The 20358-nt window shown below is 53.7% G+C and carries 23 protein-coding genes; 14 read left to right on the top strand and 9 right to left on the bottom strand.

Annotated features, from left to right (window positions below; genetic code table 11):
- Nucleotides 1-278 precede the first annotated feature (278 nt).
- From BUB72_RS16395 to BUB72_RS16375, 5 genes are all read right to left on the bottom strand, one after another.
- Entirely contained in the window at nt 279-791 is a 513-nt protein-coding gene (locus BUB72_RS16395) for a TVP38/TMEM64 family protein (RefSeq protein WP_245814897.1), read from the bottom strand.
- A gap of 148 nt (nt 792-939) precedes the next feature.
- Nucleotides 940-1344: a DUF6010 family protein gene (locus BUB72_RS16390; RefSeq protein WP_051153790.1), complete on the bottom strand. Its 405-nt coding sequence runs from the start codon at nt 1342-1344 to the stop codon at nt 940-942.
- A 74-nt stretch (nt 1345-1418) separates the two neighbouring features.
- On the bottom strand, nt 1419-2861 hold the full coding sequence (locus BUB72_RS16385; protein ID WP_245814895.1) for a multicopper oxidase domain-containing protein: 1443 nt from the start codon (nt 2859-2861) through the stop codon (nt 1419-1421).
- A gap of 136 nt (nt 2862-2997) precedes the next feature.
- Nucleotides 2998-3558, bottom strand: a complete 561-nt coding sequence (locus BUB72_RS18890) for an EF-hand domain-containing protein (RefSeq protein ID WP_073145937.1) — start codon at nt 3556-3558, stop codon at nt 2998-3000.
- 316 nt (nt 3559-3874) lie between these two features.
- Entirely contained in the window at nt 3875-4180 is a 306-nt protein-coding gene (locus tag BUB72_RS16375; RefSeq protein ID WP_073145936.1) for a DUF2933 domain-containing protein, read from the bottom strand.
- 241 nt (nt 4181-4421) lie between these two features.
- On the opposite strand from BUB72_RS16375, the gene BUB72_RS16370 reads away from it, so the two are divergent.
- Entirely contained in the window at nt 4422-5087 is a 666-nt protein-coding gene (locus BUB72_RS16370; protein WP_073145935.1) for a L,D-transpeptidase, read from the top strand.
- Between the two features lie 485 nt (nt 5088-5572).
- Here BUB72_RS16370 and BUB72_RS16360 read toward each other — a convergent pair whose 3' ends face one another.
- Complete coding sequence (locus BUB72_RS16360) at nt 5573-6100, bottom strand: hypothetical protein (RefSeq protein WP_245814893.1); 528 nt, start codon at nt 6098-6100, stop codon at nt 5573-5575.
- Between the two features lie 19 nt (nt 6101-6119).
- Between BUB72_RS16360 and BUB72_RS16355 the strand changes: the two genes are divergently transcribed.
- Entirely contained in the window at nt 6120-6752 is a 633-nt protein-coding gene (locus BUB72_RS16355; protein ID WP_083588713.1) for a Crp/Fnr family transcriptional regulator, read from the top strand.
- 7 nt (nt 6753-6759) lie between these two features.
- Here the strand turns inward: BUB72_RS16355 and BUB72_RS16350 are convergent, their stop codons facing one another.
- On the bottom strand, nt 6760-7395 hold the full coding sequence (locus BUB72_RS16350) for a hypothetical protein (protein WP_175549189.1): 636 nt from the start codon (nt 7393-7395) through the stop codon (nt 6760-6762).
- 16 nt (nt 7396-7411) lie between these two features.
- Complete coding sequence (locus tag BUB72_RS16345; protein WP_342742174.1) at nt 7412-7774, bottom strand: DUF411 domain-containing protein; 363 nt, start codon at nt 7772-7774, stop codon at nt 7412-7414.
- A gap of 224 nt (nt 7775-7998) precedes the next feature.
- On the opposite strand from BUB72_RS16345, the gene BUB72_RS16340 reads away from it, so the two are divergent.
- The 9 genes from BUB72_RS16340 to BUB72_RS16300 all read left to right on the top strand — a co-directional run bounded on the left by BUB72_RS16340 (nt 7999) and on the right by BUB72_RS16300 (nt 15443).
- Entirely contained in the window at nt 7999-8718 is a 720-nt protein-coding gene (locus tag BUB72_RS16340) for a response regulator (RefSeq protein ID WP_073145931.1), read from the top strand.
- A gap of 11 nt (nt 8719-8729) precedes the next feature.
- Nucleotides 8730-10169, top strand: a complete 1440-nt coding sequence (locus BUB72_RS16335; RefSeq protein ID WP_245814892.1) for an ATP-binding protein — start codon at nt 8730-8732, stop codon at nt 10167-10169.
- A gap of 164 nt (nt 10170-10333) precedes the next feature.
- Nucleotides 10334-10903 (top strand): L,D-transpeptidase, encoded by a 570-nt coding sequence (locus BUB72_RS16330; protein ID WP_175549188.1) that lies wholly within the window; start codon nt 10334-10336, stop codon nt 10901-10903.
- The gene (locus BUB72_RS16325; protein ID WP_073145929.1) at nt 10903-11358 is read left to right on the top strand and encodes a c-type cytochrome; all 456 of its coding nucleotides are present in this window, start codon (nt 10903-10905) and stop codon (nt 11356-11358) included. Before BUB72_RS16330 ends, BUB72_RS16325 begins: the two co-directional genes overlap by 1 nt.
- Before the next feature lie 102 nt (nt 11359-11460).
- Nucleotides 11461-11943 carry a c-type cytochrome gene (locus BUB72_RS16320; RefSeq protein ID WP_342742173.1) on the top strand — a complete coding sequence of 161 codons (483 nt, stop codon included), beginning with the start codon at nt 11461-11463 and terminating at the stop codon, nt 11941-11943.
- Nucleotides 11944-11947: 4 nt separating this feature from the next.
- Nucleotides 11948-12838 carry a c-type cytochrome gene (locus tag BUB72_RS16315; RefSeq protein ID WP_073145927.1) on the top strand — a complete coding sequence of 297 codons (891 nt, stop codon included), beginning with the start codon at nt 11948-11950 and terminating at the stop codon, nt 12836-12838.
- Between the two features lie 66 nt (nt 12839-12904).
- A complete protein-coding gene (locus tag BUB72_RS16310) occupies nt 12905-14242 on the top strand; it encodes a multicopper oxidase family protein (RefSeq protein WP_073145975.1) in 1338 nt (445 codons plus the stop codon).
- Nucleotides 14239-14721 carry a c-type cytochrome gene (locus BUB72_RS16305; protein ID WP_073145926.1) on the top strand — a complete coding sequence of 161 codons (483 nt, stop codon included), beginning with the start codon at nt 14239-14241 and terminating at the stop codon, nt 14719-14721. The genes BUB72_RS16310 and BUB72_RS16305 overlap by 4 nt, the downstream gene beginning before the upstream one ends.
- 2 nt (nt 14722-14723) lie before the next feature.
- Nucleotides 14724-15443 carry a DsbA family protein gene (locus tag BUB72_RS16300; RefSeq protein ID WP_073145925.1) on the top strand — a complete coding sequence of 240 codons (720 nt, stop codon included), beginning with the start codon at nt 14724-14726 and terminating at the stop codon, nt 15441-15443.
- 25 nt (nt 15444-15468) lie between these two features.
- Here BUB72_RS16300 and BUB72_RS19125 read toward each other — a convergent pair whose 3' ends face one another.
- Nucleotides 15469-15663 carry a heavy-metal-associated domain-containing protein gene (locus BUB72_RS19125; protein WP_281250223.1) on the bottom strand — a complete coding sequence of 65 codons (195 nt, stop codon included), beginning with the start codon at nt 15661-15663 and terminating at the stop codon, nt 15469-15471.
- 154 nt (nt 15664-15817) lie between these two features.
- Between BUB72_RS19125 and BUB72_RS16290 the strand changes: the two genes are divergently transcribed.
- From BUB72_RS16290 to BUB72_RS16280, 3 genes are all read left to right on the top strand, one after another.
- Nucleotides 15818-18328, top strand: coding sequence for a heavy metal translocating P-type ATPase (locus tag BUB72_RS16290; RefSeq protein WP_073145923.1), 2511 nt, complete (start codon nt 15818-15820; stop codon nt 18326-18328).
- A 9-nt stretch (nt 18329-18337) separates the two neighbouring features.
- Nucleotides 18338-18733, top strand: a complete 396-nt coding sequence (gene cueR / locus BUB72_RS16285; RefSeq protein WP_073145922.1) for a Cu(I)-responsive transcriptional regulator — start codon at nt 18338-18340, stop codon at nt 18731-18733.
- Between the two features lie 247 nt (nt 18734-18980).
- The gene (locus BUB72_RS16280) at nt 18981-20210 is read left to right on the top strand and encodes a sialidase family protein (protein ID WP_245814890.1); all 1230 of its coding nucleotides are present in this window, start codon (nt 18981-18983) and stop codon (nt 20208-20210) included.
- Nucleotides 20211-20358: the final 148 nt, after the last annotated feature.

The following is a 20358-nucleotide window of genomic DNA, read 5'->3' as shown; positions in this document are numbered from 1 at the left end:
TTTAAGCGGGTGCTACCCAGAACCTAGTCCTTCCAGTAGATGGAAGGTCAAAGGATATTGAAGGTTTTTTCAGAGATTAGGGGCATTTTCGCAGAAAATTGCAAAATCTCTCATTATAACAATCCCTTAGTGGTGATCACTATATCGTGGTTTTCCACTGCGTAAGACCCATGTCATCGGAAGCTCATAACTTAAGGAAACAGGCTTTCCGTCCAGGAAGGTCAAGGGATAGTGAAATTTCATCTATGAAGAGCGCTGGCACATATATGGCTGCAAACCTAAGACTTCGCCGTTTCTGATCCCCGCCAAATCGCTGCCAAAATTAGCGGAATAGCCGTCATTAATCCGAGGCCTAAGACAATCCATTCGGCTTTTCCGAAATCGCCGGTCATCGCTTCAGCACCAAAATGTGCAAGCACAAAGCTGGCGGGCAAAATCCCCGCCAAAGTTGCAACGAGAAACCGCCAAAGATGCAGTCGGCTCAATCCAGCAGCATAACTCATTGCATCAAAGGAGATGAATGGCAGAAGACGCGATCCGAAAACGGTCAACATGAGCAAGTTCTGTGAACCCAGGAGGCCGTAATTGGTCTTGTCGCCCAGCCAACGCTCCACATAGCCACGCCCCATGTGTCGTGCGATAGTGAAGGCTGTAACGGCCCCCAGCACAGACCCGATCGCGACATAAATGGTGCCGTAGAGGTGCCCGTATGCAGCTCCGCTTACCAAAGCAACGGGAGCACTTGGAATTGGGCTGGCAACGATGGAAGCAAGCATGAATGCGATGATCAAGATTGGACCCCAAGGCCCTGCTTCTTCCACGAGTGCGGCAACCATCTCTCTATCAACCTGCGGCAGTCGCCCCGTTGCCCATGCGGCAGTGAGCGCTATCGCAAGTACTGCAACTGTCCAGATACCAAGGTTTCGGAAACGCATATTGTTAGACCGCATACAAAATGATGAAAAACAGCGCTGCTGCCAGATCAAAGACGATGCAAAGCGGGATATACCAACGCGGAACGGTGGCGCCAAATCTGGGGTTGTGGTGCAGCAGATCCCACACGGCGTGAAGGGTTAATCCAATGGGAATCGCGCTCCAATGCAAGAAAAGACCGGTGAGGGCGGCCATGCCAAACATGCTGGCGACCACAAGTTCCATCGCAAATGCGGGAAAGCTATCTGACCGCGCGCCAAACCCGATATATGCACCGCCGATCAGACTGAGACTGACTGCTGCTAGAGCTATGGACACATCTTGCGGCACAAGAAGATGAACCGGTACAGTTGCCAAGAAGAGAAGGCCACCGATTAGGGCTGGATTCCGTAAATCTAACTCCGTTGTCATTGACGAGCTCCAGGCATGTTATGGAAGGCGAACTTAGCAGGCTCCAGTTGGGGGAAGGTCAAGGCTTATTGGCATCACGCAACACTAAATTGTCCCATCATGCCTCCGTCCTCATGTTCCAGAATATGACAGTGGTACATGAAAGGAGCCGTTGCGGAGGCCGGTTTTTCGAATTGCATCAACAATTCCGCAGTCCCATCAATCAACACTGTGTCTTTCCACCCGTCGTTTTGTGCGCGCGGTGTTTGGCCATTCTCCGAAACGACCTGAAACCGCACCCCGTGGATGTGGAAGGGGTGCATCATCATATCGGCGCTAACAACCCAACGCTCGACACTGTTTTGCGCGACCGTAAAGTTTAAGCTGTTTTGATCGAAGGTCTCGCCGTTGATCGAGAATTGCTGACCCGAGCGCGACATCATCATGCCCATTCCCATCGACATATCGAGTGATATGCGTCTGACAGTCGCGTCTGCTCCGATCAAGTCCGGTATATCGCTGTTCAAGTGCAGAGGCATCTTTGTAATTCGGACGGGCAGGGACGCGTTAATTCTGAAAGGTAACACCGCAAAGCCAGCACCGCCGTCAGATCCGCCCATCATTCCCCCCATGGGAGAGTTATTGACATTGTCGGACATCAAAACAGTGTCGTTCCCGTTTGTGAAGTCGATGAGAGCTTCGTATCTTTCACCGGGTGCGAGCGTTAATTTTGTGAGTGGTAGAGGCTGATCGATAAACCCGCCGTCCGTTGCAACCACGTGCATTGGGCGACCATCTGACAACCAGAGATTGTAGATACGTGAATTTGAGCCGTTTACCAAACGGCACCGGACCAAACCACGAGGGACCTCTGCCGCAGTATCAATTTGCCCATTGACCAGAATGGTGTCGCCCAGAAACCCATTCATTGTCTCGTGCATTCCAGGGGTGTATTTAATTCGACCGCGCCAGTCGAACTGCCTATCCTGAAGGACAAGTGTGAGATCGTCGACCCCGTAGTTTGAAGGAAGTCCGCGCTCATCATCCCGCCCATCTGTGACCTGCAGCACACCCGCCAGACCATACATAACCTGCCGCGCCGTCGCGCCATGTACGTGGCTGTGATACCACGCTGTCGCTGGAGGCTGATCAAGCGGCAGAAGGGGACGCCACGTTTGCCCGGGCAAGATGGGTTGATGTGGTCCACCGTCAGACTCGCCCGGTACCATTAACCCGTGCCAATGCGCAGACATGGGTTCGTCCAGAGTGTTCTCGACTTCCGCTTGTGTTGTGAAACCGGTGCGAAGCCGCAGGGTGGGGCCAAGATAGGCTTGATTAAAGCCAAGCGTATCGGTGCCCGCACGCTCGGCAAATTGAGTTTCACCCGCCTGCGCACGCAAGTGAAATTTCTGCGAGCTGGTCGCATCGAGAAGCGGAGGAAATTCGAGCTTCTTGATGGATTGTGCGAAAAGACCGTTGGGCAGCACAACGCCCAATCCTAGACCAGCTCCGGCTTGCATCATTTGACGGCGATTCACGAGTAACTCCTCAGACTAATGATATCGGCAAAGCCGAGATCGCATTTTCTATACTCACAGGCGACAGTCCGGCAGCGATTCAACAGTATTATCATCGACGATCTTCGCTCTGATAGAGCAAAGTCGACGGGGACCACTAGTTGTCCCCGTTGCGTTGCCCGCCCATTCCCGTGGCATTAGCATTACCCTTCATCGCGCCCATTCTTGTGCCAGCCGCCTCGATTTCGCCCTGCGTGATCTGTCCGTCACCATCAGAATCGAGGTGTTGAAAACGGTCAACCATGCGTTCGCGCAGCGCGGCCATGTGCAGGTTTTCAAACTCCGCTAGCGTCAATGCGCCGTCATTGTCAGCGTCGAATTCGTCGATTTTGGTGCGCATCGCGTCACCCATGCTCTGGCCCCCGTCACCGGGCATCATCATGGTCATCATATCACGATCCATCATGCCCATTCTGGTTTGCTCCATACCTTTGCCCGTCATTCCCGCCATATGCATCTGCATCATCGAGCGCATAATTGCCTGATGGTCGCCACCCATCATGCCCATCTGCGGGTCACCGCCCTGCATCTTCATCCCAGGCACCGACGGCGTCGCTTCTACCTTTTTGTCATGTCCGTGGCCGCTGTCGGCCAGTGTGGCGCTTGCCAGCCCAACCGAAATCAACAACCCGAGTGCAAGCGCTTTCTTATTTGTCATCCTTCTTCTCCTTTTTTGAAGTCTTTCCAGATATTGGGAGCCGTGACGAACTGGTAAAGGTTTTGGAGGGCAGTAATTTGTAATGAAATGTCACAGCGCTTCGATATGATTTGAGACGACGCGATCCTCAGCTGTCTTCACCCAGAGTAGGTAAATCCAGTGAAGCTCAAGCGCTCAATGCGCTTCTACTAGATGCGGCTGAAGGAGACAAAAGACGGAATGCCTAGATAAAGTACTGGCTGATCCAATCGAATGAAGACGTCAGCGGTAACCGACGTCGGATGATGTGCCGTGCCTGATCTGCGGAGAGCGTTGATCATGTGCTATGGTCCCGCGTGATAGCCGGTATCCTGCTCAATTCTATTTCGGTTTTGGCTTCTCTGTCGGTTTCGCTTTTCGTGCCATGGCAAGACTTTCCCATCATCTTAAACATGAGCAAGTGGACCCCGATGCAAAGCGCTATGGGTGCAAAGATACCCAAATTAGTCCAAAGCTGGGCAATGCTGCCACCGGCAAGAAAAAATGCTGCAACTGGCAACAACATGACTGCGCAGCAGGCCATCATCCCGTAGTGCATAAACTTGGACGGAGCGTCTGTCTTTTCAGCGTCGATATTGGACATGGATACCTCGTAACTGTTATTTTGCTAGCACTGTCGAAGCTTCCAGTAAGGGAAGGTCAAGGATACATTCGGGTAAATATTGCTTCTGGCGTTCTTTCAGCCTTCGGACATTATACATTCTGAACGTGCATCAGTGCACTTGCGGACGGCACACGGGCATGTGAGTGGCTTTGCACCGTGGTGTAATGTTTAACTCGAAAGCTTGATCGCTTAATGAGACGTAGTTGAGGAATTTGGACCCATGTTGAACAGACGCCATTTTGTAGTTTCGGCCGCAGCTTTGTTTTCGCCCCCTATTCTGAGCACGGCGTGGGCAGCTCCGACATCAAACAGATCGAAATGGTCGGCATGGGATGCGCAGGTGACACCCGCCGACTATGATCCTGCAACATCAAATCCATGGGGTTTTCACCGGCGGTTCCTGCCTCAACGTGTGGAGGCGAATGCAGGTCTGACACCCGGTGATATTCATGTCGATGCAGTCGCAAGGTACCTCTATCATATTGGTGATGATGGCACGGCGATGCGCTATGGCGTCGCAATTGCACGGGGAAACCTCTACGAACCGGGGATCTATACAATTAGGCGCAAGGCCAAGTGGCCGATCTGGACTCCGACTGCGGCTATGATCAAGCGTGACCCGGACCTCTATCAACAACACGCCGAGGGAATGGATGCTGGGCCAAAAAACCCACTCGGATCGCGCGCTTTATATTTGTATGTTGGAAATAGAGACACCTATTTGCGTATCCACGGCACTCCGAGCCCAAAGTCCATCGGTGGCCGTGCCAGCTCGGGATGCGTTCGTATGGTAATGGCCCATATCAACGGTCTTTACGGGCAAGTTTCCACCGGATCGACAGCTTATCTGTATCCGCCCGAAGATCGAATATCAGCCCAAAGCTGACCATCCGCGCATCTAACACGCAGCTGCTTGCGTCGATACTTGATTAGCCTAGCTGAGCTTCGTCAGGTAGGCGGGTGCAAATTGGCCGTCCATTCCGCGCCCGTAGCGGCAGGAACGTAGTCTCTACTTTTCCAATGTGACGATATACGTAGCATCCGTCCAATGGATCAATTCGGACGGCTCTCAGGTCCTGAAATGGAGCGGCGATCGCGAGCACACCTTCTGGCAATTCAGTAATGAACTGATCGGATGGATTTCCACCACCGTTTTGAATGTTACCGCATGACGCGAGTGTTAGCGTTGCACACCCAATAAGCCAGACTGAGATTTTCATAGTAAGCGTCTCCCACAATCTCCTGAACTTGATCGACTTTTGTTGGAAAGGCTAGACCTTTCCGCGCGCACTCTTAGGCAAGCCACTGAAGGCGCATGGTTCGATTGTCTTCGTAGCGATGAGTTATCTCGTCAACTTTGTGCACGTTAAATCAGTGAACCACGTTTCCTTTGGCCATCATCAAATGATGTTCTTGGTGATGGGCGCCAATGGTCATGAGGCCAATGAAGCCCAAGGCCTGAATCTGGGCTGGATTCCCTTCCACTCGCATAAGCACACCGCCCTCGACTTCGGTGACCAATACGTCCCACCCGGTTTCTCCTTCGAGAAATGGTGCATGAGCAGGAACCATTGCCATGATGCCCCGAAGGGTGCGCTCGTTTCCTGTAACTGAGAAAATGGCGCCTTGCGGCGTTCGCTCGGTCGATACATCTGCGCCGATGGTAACGAGTTCCATGTCGATTAGATGCTGACGCAGTGTCTCAATATCGACCCGCGACCAGTCAGTTGTCGGATCGTCTTTCAAAATGCCCACAATCTCGGCGATCGCAGCAAACGCTGACTGGCCGGATTCTTTCGCGCCGGAAGATGTGTGACCCACGTCACTGGAATGATCGTGTTGCGCCATCGCGGCCGTCGCAGTTACGAGCGCCAAAGCGAGCCCTAAGAGTAGTTTCACAAGTGGTTCCTTTCAGAAAATGAAGCTCACAGTATCAAATCTCTACATATCAGTTTATGATTTTGATCATATGATACCTGCACCGTTTAACCTCTTACCGCCAACCTCTGCGGCACTACTTGCAGTGCGGCGAGGCAGTGTATTGTTTCGGTCTGGAGACACAACTGTGGGCTTGTTCGCATCAATTGATGTTGACGTGCATTTGGTTCGAATGGGGCAGGATGGGCAATCGACTATAGTCCATCGCGCCGCACCAGGGACGTGTTTCGCCGAAGCCTCGCTGTTTTCGGGAACCTATCATTGCGATGCGATTGCGCAGGGTGATGGGTCGGTTTACCGGATCGACAAGGGTGCGGTATTGCTTGGACTTCAAAGTGCGGAATTCGCCGAAACCTATTGTCAGGCTCTCGCCCTGCAAGTGCAACAGATGCGTCAGATCAGGGAAGTCCTTGCTATTCGATCGGCTGAAGAGCGTGTCTTTGCAGGCCTAGCTGCGGGATTGCTTGTTGGTAAAGTGATCGATTTTGCCGCAACGATTTCCCTGACCCATGAGGCCACTTACCGGGCACTTCGTAAGTTAGTAAAACAGGGGAGGGTAGAAAACACGCGGCGTGGCTTCTACCAGTTAAATACGAAGCGATTGCCTCAATAGCTGACTGTTAAGGCTCTCCCAAGGAATGGTTTAATCCAACAGACATCGTGGTTACCAACACCACGACTGCAGCACAAAGACCAATGGCGGTAACGGACTTAAACCAAGTATTTGGATTTACTGCGGCTGAGCCTGAATTTTGATGAAGCACTGTAAGGTAAACAATGAAAGCTCCGGGTAGAGTGCTGTAGAGATAGACGCCCGACATGTTTTCAAACAGAAAGGCACGCTCGAGTGTGGGGCCGACGACTTGCAAGGCAACTCTAGGGTCTCCACCGAAGGACGCGAAAAGATCCGCTGACAGGACGTAGATCAACACATGCAACAAAACAAAAAGTAGTGCGCGGGCAAGCACGTCTAGGAATAGATAGTGCGGTCTCTTGCTGCCCCGTTGTCGTTGGAACAGTGCCAACGCGAAGAATCCCGCGTAATCTACCGCAAAAACCACTGTCACACCGTTGGTCAGAACTTGCCGCGCGAACCGAACAAATGCCGCCTCGTTCGTGATGAGCATCGCGCCCAAGCCGGGTGACAGCACGACATAGAAGAGCAGGACCGGAAATAAGCTAACTGCACTGAATACCAGCACGTTCCAGCAAAAGCGCAGGAACGGCAGGTCTGTGTCAAAGTACCTGTTCAGCATGACCGACCAGAGCAAGTCAGTTGTGTCTCGCGAAAACCAGCGTTGAGCCGTCCTTGAGGACAAGAACTACATCGTAAGCCTCGCGCTCATCGCCAATGTCCATTCCGGGTGACCCCATTGGCATCCCGGGAACTGCAATGCCGTGCGCCTCAGGCGCTTCGGCCAGCAGGCGGCGGATGTCTTCGGCGGGCACGTGGCCTTCAATGAAGTAATTGCCAATTGTCGCTGTGTGGCAGCCTGAAAGATCGGGCGTGATACCAAGCTGAGCTTTCAAAGCATAGAGCGTGTCTTGGTCAACATCTTGGACGACGGCATTCAATCCGGCTTGACGCATCTGTTCGACCCATGCGGTGCAGCACCCACAGGTAGGAGACTTCACGACCCTAAGGGTCGGTGATACTGCGGCAAAGGCAGGTCTGTTGGCTAGGTAGCTCGCCGCAGCTATGAGCAAATGTCGTCGTTGCATTTGTTGTTGATCCTTTCGATAGGCAATATCTAGGCTTGGCATACAGAATAGTCGAGCGAGGTTCCCATTAATCCTTGTTACATTTGGCTACAAACACGGCATGGGTCTTTTGGGCTTTCATTGGTTATAAAGCCAATATGACTGACATTCCGCATATCCTTGTTGTCGACGATCACTCAGAGATCCGCAAATCTGTTTCAAGTTATCTTGAACGAAACGGTATGCGCACCTCGAGCGCGGAAAACGCGATAGAAATGGACACACAACTCGCCCGAGCCAAGTTCGATCTGATTGTTCTGGATGTGATGATGCCGGGTGAAGACGGCTTGAGTGCGTGTAAGCGGCTGAGAAAGGACGGTAATATTCCCGTTCTCATGCTGACGGCACTGGGTGAGGACGATGATCGAATTGCCGGGCTTGACGGAGGAGCTGATGACTACTTGGCGAAGCCGTTTAACCCAAGAGAGCTTCTTGCGCGGATCAATGCGATACTGCGCCGGACACAGAGCATTCCAGAAATCGACGCTCTTTCAGGCAGGACCATTCAGTTTGCCCACCTCAAACTGGATTATGACGGCCGCACCCTAGTTGCGTCTGATGGGACACGCACGCTTTTGACGTCGGGTGAGTTGAAGCTGCTTGGTCTTTTGCTTGAACGGCCTCGTACGGTTCTGAGCCGCGATGAACTGTTGGAATTGAGCGCAGGGCGTACAGCAGGACCGCTTGACCGCACAATCGACAATCAGATTAGTCGGTTGCGCCGCAAGATCGAAGAAGATGTCCTTCGGCCCCGTGTGATAGCGACAGTACGGAACGGAGGTTACAGCCTGACCTGCGACGTAGAGATTTTATCGTGAGGGTTTTTGCGTTGAGACTACGCACCCAGATCGCGCTTCTCGTGCTGGGCGTCCTATTCGTGGCACAGGCTCTCAGCCTGTGGCTTTTCGTCGATGAGCGCAGTTTAGCCGTTCAAGCAGCTATCGGCGCAGAGGCAGCAGGGCGTGCGGCGAACGTCGCCCGGTTGATTGAAGGGGCACCCTCGGACCTTCATTCCCAGATCATCAGCGCCGCGACATCGCCGCTTGTTCGGTTTGATCTATCTACTCAACCAAAGGTCACTCATGAGCACGAAAACCAGGGTGTTGCGGTTGAAACACGCCTTCGCGCCTTACTTGGGGACAGTTACAGTCGAGATATTCGAGTTGAGGTTCATGAAACCGAGCAAGGCCTGCTTCCATTGCCGAACCTTTCGCCTGAGTTGGCCGAAATGCATGCCGAGATGATGCAGGGCAGGTTGGCCGCGATCGAAATGGAGCTCTCTATCGCTTTGGCTGGAGGGCAATGGTTGAACGTCGGCACCCGGTTTGAACGTCCGCCGCTTCAATGGTCGCTAGCTTCGAACGTGTCGTTCGTAATCACGGCGTCGTTGCTGTTGGTGGTCAGCTTCTGGTTTTTGTTAACCCGATTGACTGGCCCACTGAACACTCTGGCAGAAGCGTCGGAGCGTCTCGGCCGAGGCGCAGGGGAAGGGCCGTTACCCATTGTGGGCCCCAAGGAAGTGCAAGATCTGACAAGAGCGTTTAACACGATGCAAGATCGCCTGACACGGTTCGTGTCAGACCGTACGCAGATGATGGCAGCACTTGCACATGATCTGCGATCCCCTCTTACGGCGCTCAGGGTTCGAGCGGAAATGGTTGGGGATGAAGACACCCGTGTGTCGTTGATTGCCTCAAGCGAAGAGATGCAACAGATGGTTGAAGCCACGCTAGATTTTGCGAAGGGTGTCGGGCAACATGAAGAAGTTAATCCGACAGACGTGAGAGAACTGATGGCAAGCCTTGAAGCGCCGGGACTGTCCTTGCTTAGCAACGAGGCTTTGGTCATACCCGTTAAACCAAGTGCGATGCGGCGGGCGCTTCGGAACTTAACGGAGAATGCCATACGTTACGGAAATGAAGCTAGCGTAACTTGGCAGGTGGTGCGCCCTGACGCGGTGATCTGGGTGGATGATAGAGGCCCCGGCATACCAGATAGTGAACTTGAGGCGGTTTTTGGGCCCTATGTGCGTTTAGAGACCTCTCGCTCACGCAACACTGGCGGACACGGGCTTGGACTTTCGATCGCGCGAAGCATCATTCTGGAACACGGTGGGGCGATTTCGCTGTCAAATTTACCGGAGGGTGGATTGCGCGCTCAAGTACGATTGCCATTGGAACTGGAAATGCAAGCTTCCTCCAATACGGACCATCCCGCGCAAGAGAACCACACCAAGGGTTTGGATGTTCGTAACCATTTGAAAGCATAACAGGTTTTTTGAGTGCGGGTATATTCGGACGATTATCTACCCGTCAATTCGGCAACCGCTTGGCGATACATTTCGTTACAAAAATCCACCTCTCAAACTATTCAGAAAAACACTCCAAGCAGATAGCTTGCCATATCTGCATGTAACCGAACGAGGCAAGTCTGATGTCGACAAGAATAAAAACCGTGACCCGTCGCAGCTTCATTTCGGTGTCAGGTGCGGCAGCATTGTTTGCGCCCTCCATACTCCGCGCTCAGGCGCAAACAGCAGTCCGTCGGAACGTATCGTCTTTCCTGACCCATGAATGGCAGGACCACTTTAATGAAATCGGGAAGGGCATCTTGCTTTCGGATACCACGTCGAAGGTTCTGCAGCATTGGACCGCCGACGGTGAAATGCGCATTTATCCAACATCGGTTCCAATCTCTGATGACCTGACCAAACGTGGCTATACTGAAGTGGTCGAGAAACGGGTCGCCCCAGGTTGGGCACCAACACCTGCGATGCGGGAACGCAATCCAGAATGGCCAGCCTATATTCCGGGAGGTGATCCGTTAAATCCGCTTGGTTCGCATGCTCTCTATCTGTCATGGCAATACTACCGTATCCATGGGACGCAGGACACACGCAAGATCGGGCGAAAATCATCGAATGGTTGCATTGGCCTGTTCAATGAGCAAATCGCCGAAGTGTTTGCCCGTACGCCGGTTGGAACTCAGGTGAAGCTTCTGTAATGGCGAAGTCAGGGCTTTTTATAGCGGCGTTTCTTGTTGTCGCCGGAGCTGCGATCGTGTGGCAGCAAGTGCAATCGGCTCCATCGGAGGGGCACTCGATGACTCCTCCAGACCTGTCTCAGGTCGCGGAAGGTGGCCCGATCGTGCAGGTTACGATTCCCGCAGAGTTTTCCTCCAACGCTCAGATAGGAAAACGCGTGTTTGGCGCCAAATGTGCCGACTGCCATGGCGTGAATGCGGCAGGTCAGAACGGTGTCGCACCACCCTTGGTGCACAAAACATACGAACCAGATCATCACGGGGACGGATCGTTTCTATTGGCGGCTAAAAATGGCGTAAGGGCGCATCATTGGCGGTTTGGGAATATGCCACCAATTGAGGGATTAACCGACGCGGACATAAAGATGGTCGTGGCTTACGTGCGCGAACTACAGCGGGCCAATGGAATTAACTAGTCAAAAAGGGTATCGGAAATGCGAGCAAGAGTATGGATAACATCGGCACTGATAGCATTAACAGGCGTTGCAGCGTTCGCGCATAGCGGGGCAACCGGTATCGTGAAAGAGCGCATGGACGGTATGTCTGCTATGGGCAAAGCCGTAAAAGTATTAACACCAATGATGCGTGGGCAAACGCCATATGACGCCGCGCAAGTGCGCGCCTCGGCCGACGTAATGATTGCGCATGCTGGGGAAACGATGACGCGCTTATTCCCCGAAGGAACAGGCGCAAAACCTTCATCAGCCTTGCCAACGGTCTGGGAAGACTGGGAAGGCTTCACCGAATTGGCGAAGAAACTGAAAAGCTATGCTGAAGGCATGAAGCTAGGGGCCGACAATGGTCTGGCTGAAAATGCGGTGCAGCAGGGTTCATCAATGATGGGCGGGACGGCGAGCGTTTCAATGGGGGGCGGCATGATGGGTGCTGAGCAAACCATAACGCCAGAAATGCTTGCGTCCATGCCAGTGGATATGGCGTTTACCGCTGTCGTGCAGACTTGCTCTGCATGCCATCAGAAATTCCGCGCAGAGGAAAAGTGATCTAATGCGAACTTGGATGTGGGTGCTCCTCACTGGAGCTTGCACTGGGTTAGGTGTGACCGCTGCAACTGTTGTCTGGCCGATTGGCAATAACATAGAGAAGATTACGCAGGTGGGAGACGTTGATCGCGGTGCCTATCTGGCCCGTGCCAGCGGGTGCATTGCTTGCCACACCAACACAGAAGCCGGTGGTGCGCCTTTGGCTGGCGGCGCGCCCTTGAAAACAGACTTTGGCACGTTCTACCCGCCGAACCTGACCACCGATCCCGAGTTCGGGATGGGCAGTTGGACCGTAGAACAATTCGCCAAAGCGGTCCGGCAAGGGATTTCGCCAAGCGGTGACCCTTATTACCCTACATTCACATATTCGTTTTATGCCAATTTTACCAATCAGGACATCGCGGATCTTTGGGCCGCGTTTCAGACGGTGCCAGCTGTCAATGAGTCGGCACTGCCACACGATACGGCTTTTCCATTCGATCAGCGGTGGGGGCTGAAACTCTGGCGTGCTGCCTTCCTAGCTCCAACAAATGTAGAGCCCGTTCCGAGCAAAAGCGATGCGTGGAACCGTGGCAAGCTTCTCGTAAGGGGGGCTGCACATTGCGCGGCGTGTCACACGCCACGCAACATTGCAGGTGCTCGCATCTCATCCAAGCGGTTTGCAGGTAATGCGTTGCTCCCGGTTGGCGGGAAGGCCCCGTCTATTTTACCTGATGATCTTGAGGCCGAGGGGTGGAGCGTGGACGATTTAGCTTATGCGCTGCGGTCAGGAGTTACTCCCTCTGGCGATGTATTCGGCGGGTCCATGGCCGAAGTAGTCCAATTCGGAACACGCTTTCTATTTGACGATGATCTGAAAGCCATGGCGACCTATATAATGGACAGCGATATCTAAAAGGGAGCGATTTCAGTGCTCAAGCTTGACCGACGTCAATTTCTATCGACAGCCAGCGCATTTGCTATGCTCCCTGCTAGCACGTCTTTGGCGGCCTCCGCCTCAGTCGAATTGAATGCGCTGGTTGCCGACATTCAATTATTGCCCGAGGGATATGGGCCAACTTCGATCTGGGGATTTGACGGAACGGCACCGGGGCCAGAAATCCGGCTTGCGCAAGGGAGCCGTCTGCAACGTCGGTTGGTGAATTCCCTACCCGAGCCCACATCTATTCATTGGCACGGAGTGCGGATTGATAATGCAATGGACGGTGTGTCCGGCCTTACCCAAAACGCCGTGCCGTCCGGCGAGACTTTTGAATATGATTTCGTCGTACGCGACGCGGGAACCTATTGGTATCACGCGCATAACAAGTCGTTTGAACAGGTAGCCCGTGGACTATCCGGTGCTTTGATCATTGAAGAACCCGATGAGGTCGACGTGGATCGCGAAGAGGTTTTGATCCTCGACGACTGGCTGCTAGATCCCGATACGGCCCAAATCGTGGGTGATTTCGCGGCACCTCATGCAATGAGCCATGGTGGCCGAATTGGGAACTACATCACAACTAACAGCGTCTACAATCTGGCGCTGGATGCGCGGCAGAACGAGCGGCTTAGACTGCGTCTGATCAACGCTTCCAACGCCCGTATTTTCCCATTGCGGCTGGATGGTTTGCAAGGCTGGACCGTTGCTCTGGATGGCATGCCGCTTGTGAAGCCTCTACCGATAACGGACACAATTGTTCTGGGGCCTGCTCAACGGATCGACCTGATTGTGGATGTGGTGGCCAGCGAGGGGGAGACTGCGCATGTCGTCCACCTGGGCCAAGGCGATGCATTCAGTCAGGTGGCCTTTGAGGTGCGCGCGGGTGGTGCCGTCAAGCGTCGTGGTGTGCCATCGCCACTGCCCCCTAACGCGCTATCCATGGTTGACTTGGGAAAGGCGAGAGCAATGTCTTTGACGATGGAGGGCGGTGCGATGGGTGGCCTTCGATCTGCAACCTTGGGTGGTGACTCAAAATCCATTGGTGAGATCGTGGATGCGGGCCGTTTCTGGGCTTTCAACGGTGCGGCTGATGGGATGGATGGCCCTGCCTTCGCCGAACTTTCACAAGGTGAGCATGTCCGCATCGCCATTGCCAATGACACAGTGTTTCCACACGCCATGCACCTGCATGGTATGCATTTTTACGAGATCGGAAACGATGGAAACCTTGGAGCGTTGCGTGATACCACACTGATTGAGCGAGGTGATACCCGCGAGATTGCCTTTGTGGCAGACAATCCGGGAAAGTGGTTGTTGCATTGTCATATGCTGTCTCATGCAGCTTCCGGTATGAGCACGTGGATTGATGTGGCATGAAGCGCTTCTTGGTATATGGCGGGCTGGCGATAATGGTTTTTGCCGGTGGGGCTGCGCTCATCTGGGATAGTTCGAATGCCAACCCCCCGACTGTGGCAGACTTTCCGATCAACATTGCTGAAGGTGAAACGCTGTATCTGGAAACCTGTGCGTCGTGTCATGGCGCTAATCTAGAAGGTCAGGAAGATTGGCAGAGTCCAGGGGATGATGGTCAATTGAAAGCACCACCCCATGATGAGACGGGCCACACCTGGCACCATCCTGACAGCTTGCTTTTTACGTACACAAAACTCGGTGGAAAAAAGACGCTGGCGGCGCAGGGTATGGAGTTTAACAGCGGCATGCCAGGTTTCGGTGATCAGCTCAGTGACACTGAGATTTGGAATATTATCGCCTACATCAAGTCCACATGGTCTGACCGTGTCCGTGCTAGTCAAGCAGAGCGCACAGCCGCTGACAGCAATTCGCAAGGGGAATAGACATGAAAACACTTTTCGCAAGCATCGCTTTGTTACTTTTGCCACTGTCTGCCCTTGCTGACGGGCTGGACGAGGGTCGGATCAAGGAATTGGTTCTTGAAGCCATCCGAGAAAATCCTGAGATCATTCTAGAAGCTGTGGGCATCATCGAAGCTCGCGAAAGCGCGGCAAGGGAAGCTGCGTCGGCTGAGGTTCTTTCCACCCAGAGGGAGGCACTTGAGCAAGATCCCAATGCACCCGTGCTCGGAAACCCTGAGGGCGACGTCACGGTTGTGGAGTTCTTTGACTATAACTGCCCGTACTGCAGACGCGTGAAGCCGCATATGGAAGCGCTATTGGCTGCAGATGACAACGTACGTGTCGTGTACCGCGAATGGCCAATTCTCGGCGAGGGGTCAGTATTCGCTGCAAGGGCGGCATTGGCGTCGCGTGCGCAGGACAAATATGAAGAATTTCATTGGGCTGTGATGGCTTTGAATGGTCGAGCTGAGGAAGACTCTGTGATCAGCGCCGCCGAACAGGTGGGTCTGGACATCGCGCAGTTGCGTCGAGATATGGACGCGCCAGAGGTTGCCGCGCATATCGAGACGTCGATGCGCCTCGCGCGTGCGCTTGGATTCAGCGGGACGCCGTCATTTGTCATTGGCGAAGCACTGGTTCCGGGCCTGATCGAAGCGGATCAGATGATTGAGCTTGTCAAACAGGCCCGCGCCGCCAACTAGAGTGGTGGGGCTTGGCAGAAACGCCTTAAGCCACTGTGGCCTCATAGCCAGCATCTAGAATGGCTTGTCGCACATCGGCCTGCGCAAGCCTGCTCGCGACCAGAACGTGGTGCGTTTCAAGCTCTGTCGTAACTTCTGCTGTTGGGTCTTTGGCCATTATTCCTTTTTGAATTGCCGCCGTACAGTGGCCACAACTCATCTTTGGGACATGGAATTTCATCGTATGCTCCATTGGAAGTTCTTATCGATAAATGGTGCTTCCAGCAGGTGGAAGGTCAAGTTCGAAAACGAATCTTTGGGCAAAAAACTTTTCCCTTGAGCTTCCGGCAACTGGAACCCCTACATACGTAGACAGAAACTAAAGGAACTACCGGATGTCTGATTCGAATATGATCAACCTGTCTGTTGAGGGAATGACCTGTGCGTCCTGTGTGGGTCGTGTGGATCGCACTTTGGCCAGCATACCGGGCCTGCAGGACGTCTCCGTGAATTTGGCAACAGAAACGGCGTCGTTTGCAGTGAATGGATCTGAGCCATTAGAGGCTGCCGCGGCCGCGTTGGTCGAGCTGGGATACCCGGCGCAAACAGCGCGCGTCACGCTCAATATTGCTTCGATGAATTGCGCTTCTTGTGTAGGCCGAGTGGACAAAACACTGTCAGCGGTTTCGGGAGTTTTGGATGTATCAGTCAATCTGGCATCCGAAACCGCCACTGTGGAATACCTAAAGGGCGCAACGACACCGGCGGCTTTGATCGCAGCCAGTAATGCGGCTGGATATCCCGCCGACATTGCCGAAGCCGACGCACAACTCAGCCGGGCTGAGCGCAAGGAAGATGAAGCACGCGCACAGGGACGGCGGATGATTTTCGCGGCAATCCTGACAGCACCGGTCTTCGTCATGGAAATGGGCGCACACACGATTCCCGCCTTTCACATGATTATAGAGCGCACGATTGGTACTCAGATGTCGTGGCTGATCCAGTTTGTGCTGACCACGATTGTATTGTTTGGCCCTGGGCGTCAATTTTTCACGAAAGGTCTGCCTGCCTTAGTCAAAGGTGCTCCGGATATGAACAGCCTTGTTGCCCTTGGGACCGGGGCGGCCTGGATATATTCGGTTGTCGCAACTTTTCTTCCGGGGCTTCTGCCTGCTGGCGTTCGCGCAGTTTATTTCGAAGCGGCAGCGGTGATCGTTGTGTTAATTTTGCTGGGCCGCTGGCTGGAGGCACGCGCCAAAGGACGCACAGGCGCGGCGATTCAAGCACTTCTAGGATTGCAGCCCAAAACTGCTCGCGTGATGCGAAACGGCGAGATTGAGGAAGTTCAGATCGATGCGCTGCGCTTAGGCGACTTAATCCTTGTCCGGCCCGGAGAGCGGATACCCGTCGATGGTGAAGTAAGCGATGGCACCAGCAATGTAGACGAGAGCATGATTACAGGGGAGCCATTGGCGGTCTCCAAGGTGATAGGTGATGCAGTCACGGGCGGTACCGTGAACGGAACAGGCAGCCTGACTTTCGGCGCAACGCGGGTGGGGGCCGATACGACTCTGGCGCAGATCATTCGTATGGTCGAGGACGCGCAAGGCGCCAAACTGCCTATTCAAGGTCTGGTGGACCGCGTTACCAAGTGGTTCGTACCCGCGGTGTTGGGCCTCGCCGCACTCACAGTAACTGTCTGGCTAACGGTAGGCCCTGATCCCGCGTTGACTTTTGCGTTGGTTGCTGGTGTTTCGGTCCTGATTATCGCTTGTCCTTGCGCCATGGGTTTGGCCACACCGACATCTATCATGGTCGGGACCGGCAGGGCGGCCGAGATGGGCGTGTTATTTCGTAAAGGTGACGCGCTTCAGGGGCTGAGCGATGTTGACGTGATCGCGCTCGACAAGACGGGGACGGTGACGGAAGGAATGCCGACGCTAACCGATTTCGTTCTGGCGGACGGGGTCGTTCGGGCTGAAGCTCTGCGCCTTGTCGCATCTGTAGAAGCTCAGTCGGAACATCCTATTGCCGAAGCCATCGTGCTTAGTGCAAAGGCCGAAGGTATCAAACTGGCTGTGGCGGACACCTTCACTTCTATTACCGGATACGGCGTGGAGGCCACAGTCGAAGGTCACAAAGTTTTGGTTGGCGCTGACCGCCTGATGACGCGCGAAGGGATCGACATTAACCCGCTCGCTGGCGAAGAACACAGGTTGGCCGAACGCGGCAGGACAGCGCTTTATGCCGCTATCGACGGAAAGCTTGCAGCTGTGATCGCCGTGGCAGACCCGGTCAAACCGTCCAGTGCTGCGGCGATTACGGCGTTGCGGAAAATGGGAATAAAAGTGGTAATGATTACTGGCGACAAGGAAGAAACCGCACAAGCCATAGCCCGCGAGACGGGGATCGACCATGTCGTTGCAGGCGTATTGCCAGAGGGCAAGGTTGCGGCGCTCGACAGCCTGCGTGCGGACGGTCAGCGGATTGCCTTTGTCGGCGATGGCATCAACGACGCGCCCGCACTTGCGCACGCGGATGTGGGCATTGCAATCGGTACCGGTACAGATGTGGCCATTGAAAGCGCCGATGTCGTGCTGATGTCAGGCGACTTGCGCGGCGTGGTCAATGCCATCGAAGTTTCCCGCGCGACGATGCGCAATATCCGCCAAAATCTAATCTGGGCCTTCGGCTATAATGCAGCACTTATTCCTGTGGCAGCGGGTGTCCTTTATCCGGCATTTGGCGTGCTCCTGTCCCCGGTCTTTGCCGCGGGTGCCATGGCGCTTTCCTCGGTTTCGGTGTTGACCAATGCCTTGCGTTTGCGCCGAGTAAAACCGCTCATGTCCGAAATGGAAATACCCGATGCTGCCCGCACCAGAATGACGTCTCAACCCGCACAATAGGAGCCGAAAATGAACATAGGAGAAGTCGCAGAACGCGCAGGCCTGCCGCCCAAAACGATCCGGTATTACGAAGATATTGGTCTAATCCGCCCCTTGAGAAGTGATAACGGCTACCGCGCGTTTCAAAAAAACGACCTGCACAAACTCGCGTTTCTGGGCCGTGCCCGTGCGCTAGGATTCTCCATCGAAGATTGCCGTACGTTGCTGGCGCTTTATGATGACAGCACCCGCGAAAGCGCTCAGGTTAAGCAGATCGCCGAAGAACATCTGCATCAGATCGACGAGAAAATCGCGCAATTGAAGTCCATGCGAAACACGCTAGCTCATTTGGTAGAGGCTTGCCACGGCGACCACAGACCTGATTGTCCCATTCTTAAGGATCTGTCGAACGCCAATGTAGATTAAGAACCGGAATTTTTAGTTAGGACGTTTCAATGATCAGAAAGCCCTCTTTTGCGACCAAAACGCTGGCGATGGCAAGCTTGGCTTTCCCACCTATTGCCCACGCAAATCCACAAATATTTGTATTCAACCAAAGCTGGAAAGAGCAGGGGTTCTCGCGGTTTCTCTCAAATGAATATTGTTTGCATGGAAGACAGCTAGACATCGTCTTTGATGGCACAGTCTCTGTACCATGCTAAGATCAGCTTTTGTGAGTATCGTTACTGCTTTCGTTTTGATTGCGACGTCTAGTTTTGTCGCAGCAGAGCCCCTCCAGTTTGTCATCTTAGATCCGCCGGTCGGGCTAGACCCACAGGAACCCACGTTGTTTGCTCTGAACGATGGGCGCGTCGTTATGAGTTGGACTGAACCGGATGGAGACGGGTTTGTTGTCAAAATGACTGTCGGCAACTTTTCAGGGTGGACCGAGGCTCGCACTATTGTCAGATCCAATGACCTGTTCATTAACTGGGCCGATTTCCCGTCAATCGCAGCTTTTCCAGACGGAACCTTGGCAGCTCATTGGCTACAAGAAGATGGCGACGGTCCGTTTGCCTATGATGTCAACATTGCGCTCTCTGCGGATGAAGGCAGAACATGGAGCGCGCCCATAGTGCCTCATCAGGATGGCACACAAAGCCAGCATGGGTTTGCAACTTTGATGCCGATCACAGAAAATGCGCTGATCAGTGTTTGGCTGGATGCGCGTGCCTATAAGAAAGATCTGTTTTCCGATCCGGCGTCCGAGCTCCCAGATGCGATGCAACTGCGCGCCACACAACTCACATCCGACGGCATTCTGTCCGAAGATATTCTACTGGATGCCCAGACATGCAGTTGCTGCCAAACATCAGCAACGGTTCTTTCTGACGGTGATGTATTGGTTGCCTATCGTGACCGGACCGACACGGAAATTCGTGACATATCCGTGGTTCGGCTAGAAGACGGACAATGGTCGAAGCCCAGCATCGTGCATAAAGATAACTGGAAGATTTCTGGTTGCCCGGTAAATGGTCCGGCCATAGATGCACTTGGCGAGACCGCTGTCGTAGCATGGTACACTGCTGCGAATGATACTCCTGCTGTAAAAGTCGCATTTTCAAAGAATGGCGGTCGATATTTTGACGCGCCAATGCGAATAGACCTCGGAGAGGCAGCGGGGCGTGTCGACGCGCTAATGCTAAACGAACAGACTGCACTCATCACTTGGGTGGAGTGGCAAGAGGCTGGTGAAGTCATTTTTGCCTGCCAAGCTAGAATAGGCGAACCGTGTGGCCAGCAACAAACAATCACGGTCAATACTGGGGCTGGTTCCGTCAACTTTCCGCGAATGGTGCAAACATCAGACGGGGTCTATCTGGCTTGGACACAGCCTGCGATTGAAGGGTCAGAACAACAAAATCACAAGGCTACAGTCCGGGTTATTTTTGCGCGGTTTTAGTCGGAACTTTTTCTGCCGTTGAATGCAGATGCCAGTTTGTTTGAAATTGTGCTGGTGAGCATCGCCACTTCAGCCACATCGAGGTAATTCACATCGGAGTAAACCGTGATTGGTCGGTTTGCCGTCACTTTCATCCGACGAGTTCACT

It is taken from the genome of Litoreibacter ascidiaceicola (assembly GCF_900129235.1).
Classification (GTDB): Bacteria; Pseudomonadota; Alphaproteobacteria; order Rhodobacterales; family Rhodobacteraceae; genus Litoreibacter; species Litoreibacter ascidiaceicola.
The sequence above is the reverse complement of the archived record's forward strand: the minus strand, read 5'-3'. Positions and strand labels throughout refer to the sequence as shown.

Coding starts and splice junctions, on each gene's coding strand:
- BUB72_RS16390 (WP_051153790.1), bottom strand. CDS start 1,344: ATGACAACGGAGTTAGATTTACGGAATCCAGCCCTAATCGGTGGCCTT.
- BUB72_RS18890 (WP_073145937.1), bottom strand. CDS start 3,558: ATGACAAATAAGAAAGCGCTTGCACTCGGGTTGTTGATTTCGGTTGGG.
- BUB72_RS16375 (WP_073145936.1), bottom strand. CDS start 4,180: ATGTCCAATATCGACGCTGAAAAGACAGACGCTCCGTCCAAGTTTATG.
- BUB72_RS16370 (WP_073145935.1), top strand. CDS start 4,422: ATGTTGAACAGACGCCATTTTGTAGTTTCGGCCGCAGCTTTGTTTTCG.
- BUB72_RS16355 (WP_083588713.1), top strand. CDS start 6,120: ATGAAGCTCACAGTATCAAATCTCTACATATCAGTTTATGATTTTGAT.
- BUB72_RS16350 (WP_175549189.1), bottom strand. CDS start 7,395: ATGCTGAACAGGTACTTTGACACAGACCTGCCGTTCCTGCGCTTTTGC.
- BUB72_RS16340 (WP_073145931.1), top strand. CDS start 7,999: ATGACTGACATTCCGCATATCCTTGTTGTCGACGATCACTCAGAGATC.
- BUB72_RS16330 (WP_175549188.1), top strand. CDS start 10,334: ATGTCGACAAGAATAAAAACCGTGACCCGTCGCAGCTTCATTTCGGTG.
- BUB72_RS16325 (WP_073145929.1), top strand. CDS start 10,903: ATGGCGAAGTCAGGGCTTTTTATAGCGGCGTTTCTTGTTGTCGCCGGA.
- BUB72_RS16315 (WP_073145927.1), top strand. CDS start 11,948: ATGCGAACTTGGATGTGGGTGCTCCTCACTGGAGCTTGCACTGGGTTA.
- BUB72_RS16310 (WP_073145975.1), top strand. CDS start 12,905: ATGCTCCCTGCTAGCACGTCTTTGGCGGCCTCCGCCTCAGTCGAATTG.
- BUB72_RS16305 (WP_073145926.1), top strand. CDS start 14,239: ATGAAGCGCTTCTTGGTATATGGCGGGCTGGCGATAATGGTTTTTGCC.
- BUB72_RS16300 (WP_073145925.1), top strand. CDS start 14,724: ATGAAAACACTTTTCGCAAGCATCGCTTTGTTACTTTTGCCACTGTCT.
- BUB72_RS19125 (WP_281250223.1), bottom strand. CDS start 15,663: ATGAAATTCCATGTCCCAAAGATGAGTTGTGGCCACTGTACGGCGGCA.
- BUB72_RS16290 (WP_073145923.1), top strand. CDS start 15,818: ATGTCTGATTCGAATATGATCAACCTGTCTGTTGAGGGAATGACCTGT.
- cueR (WP_073145922.1), top strand. CDS start 18,338: ATGAACATAGGAGAAGTCGCAGAACGCGCAGGCCTGCCGCCCAAAACG.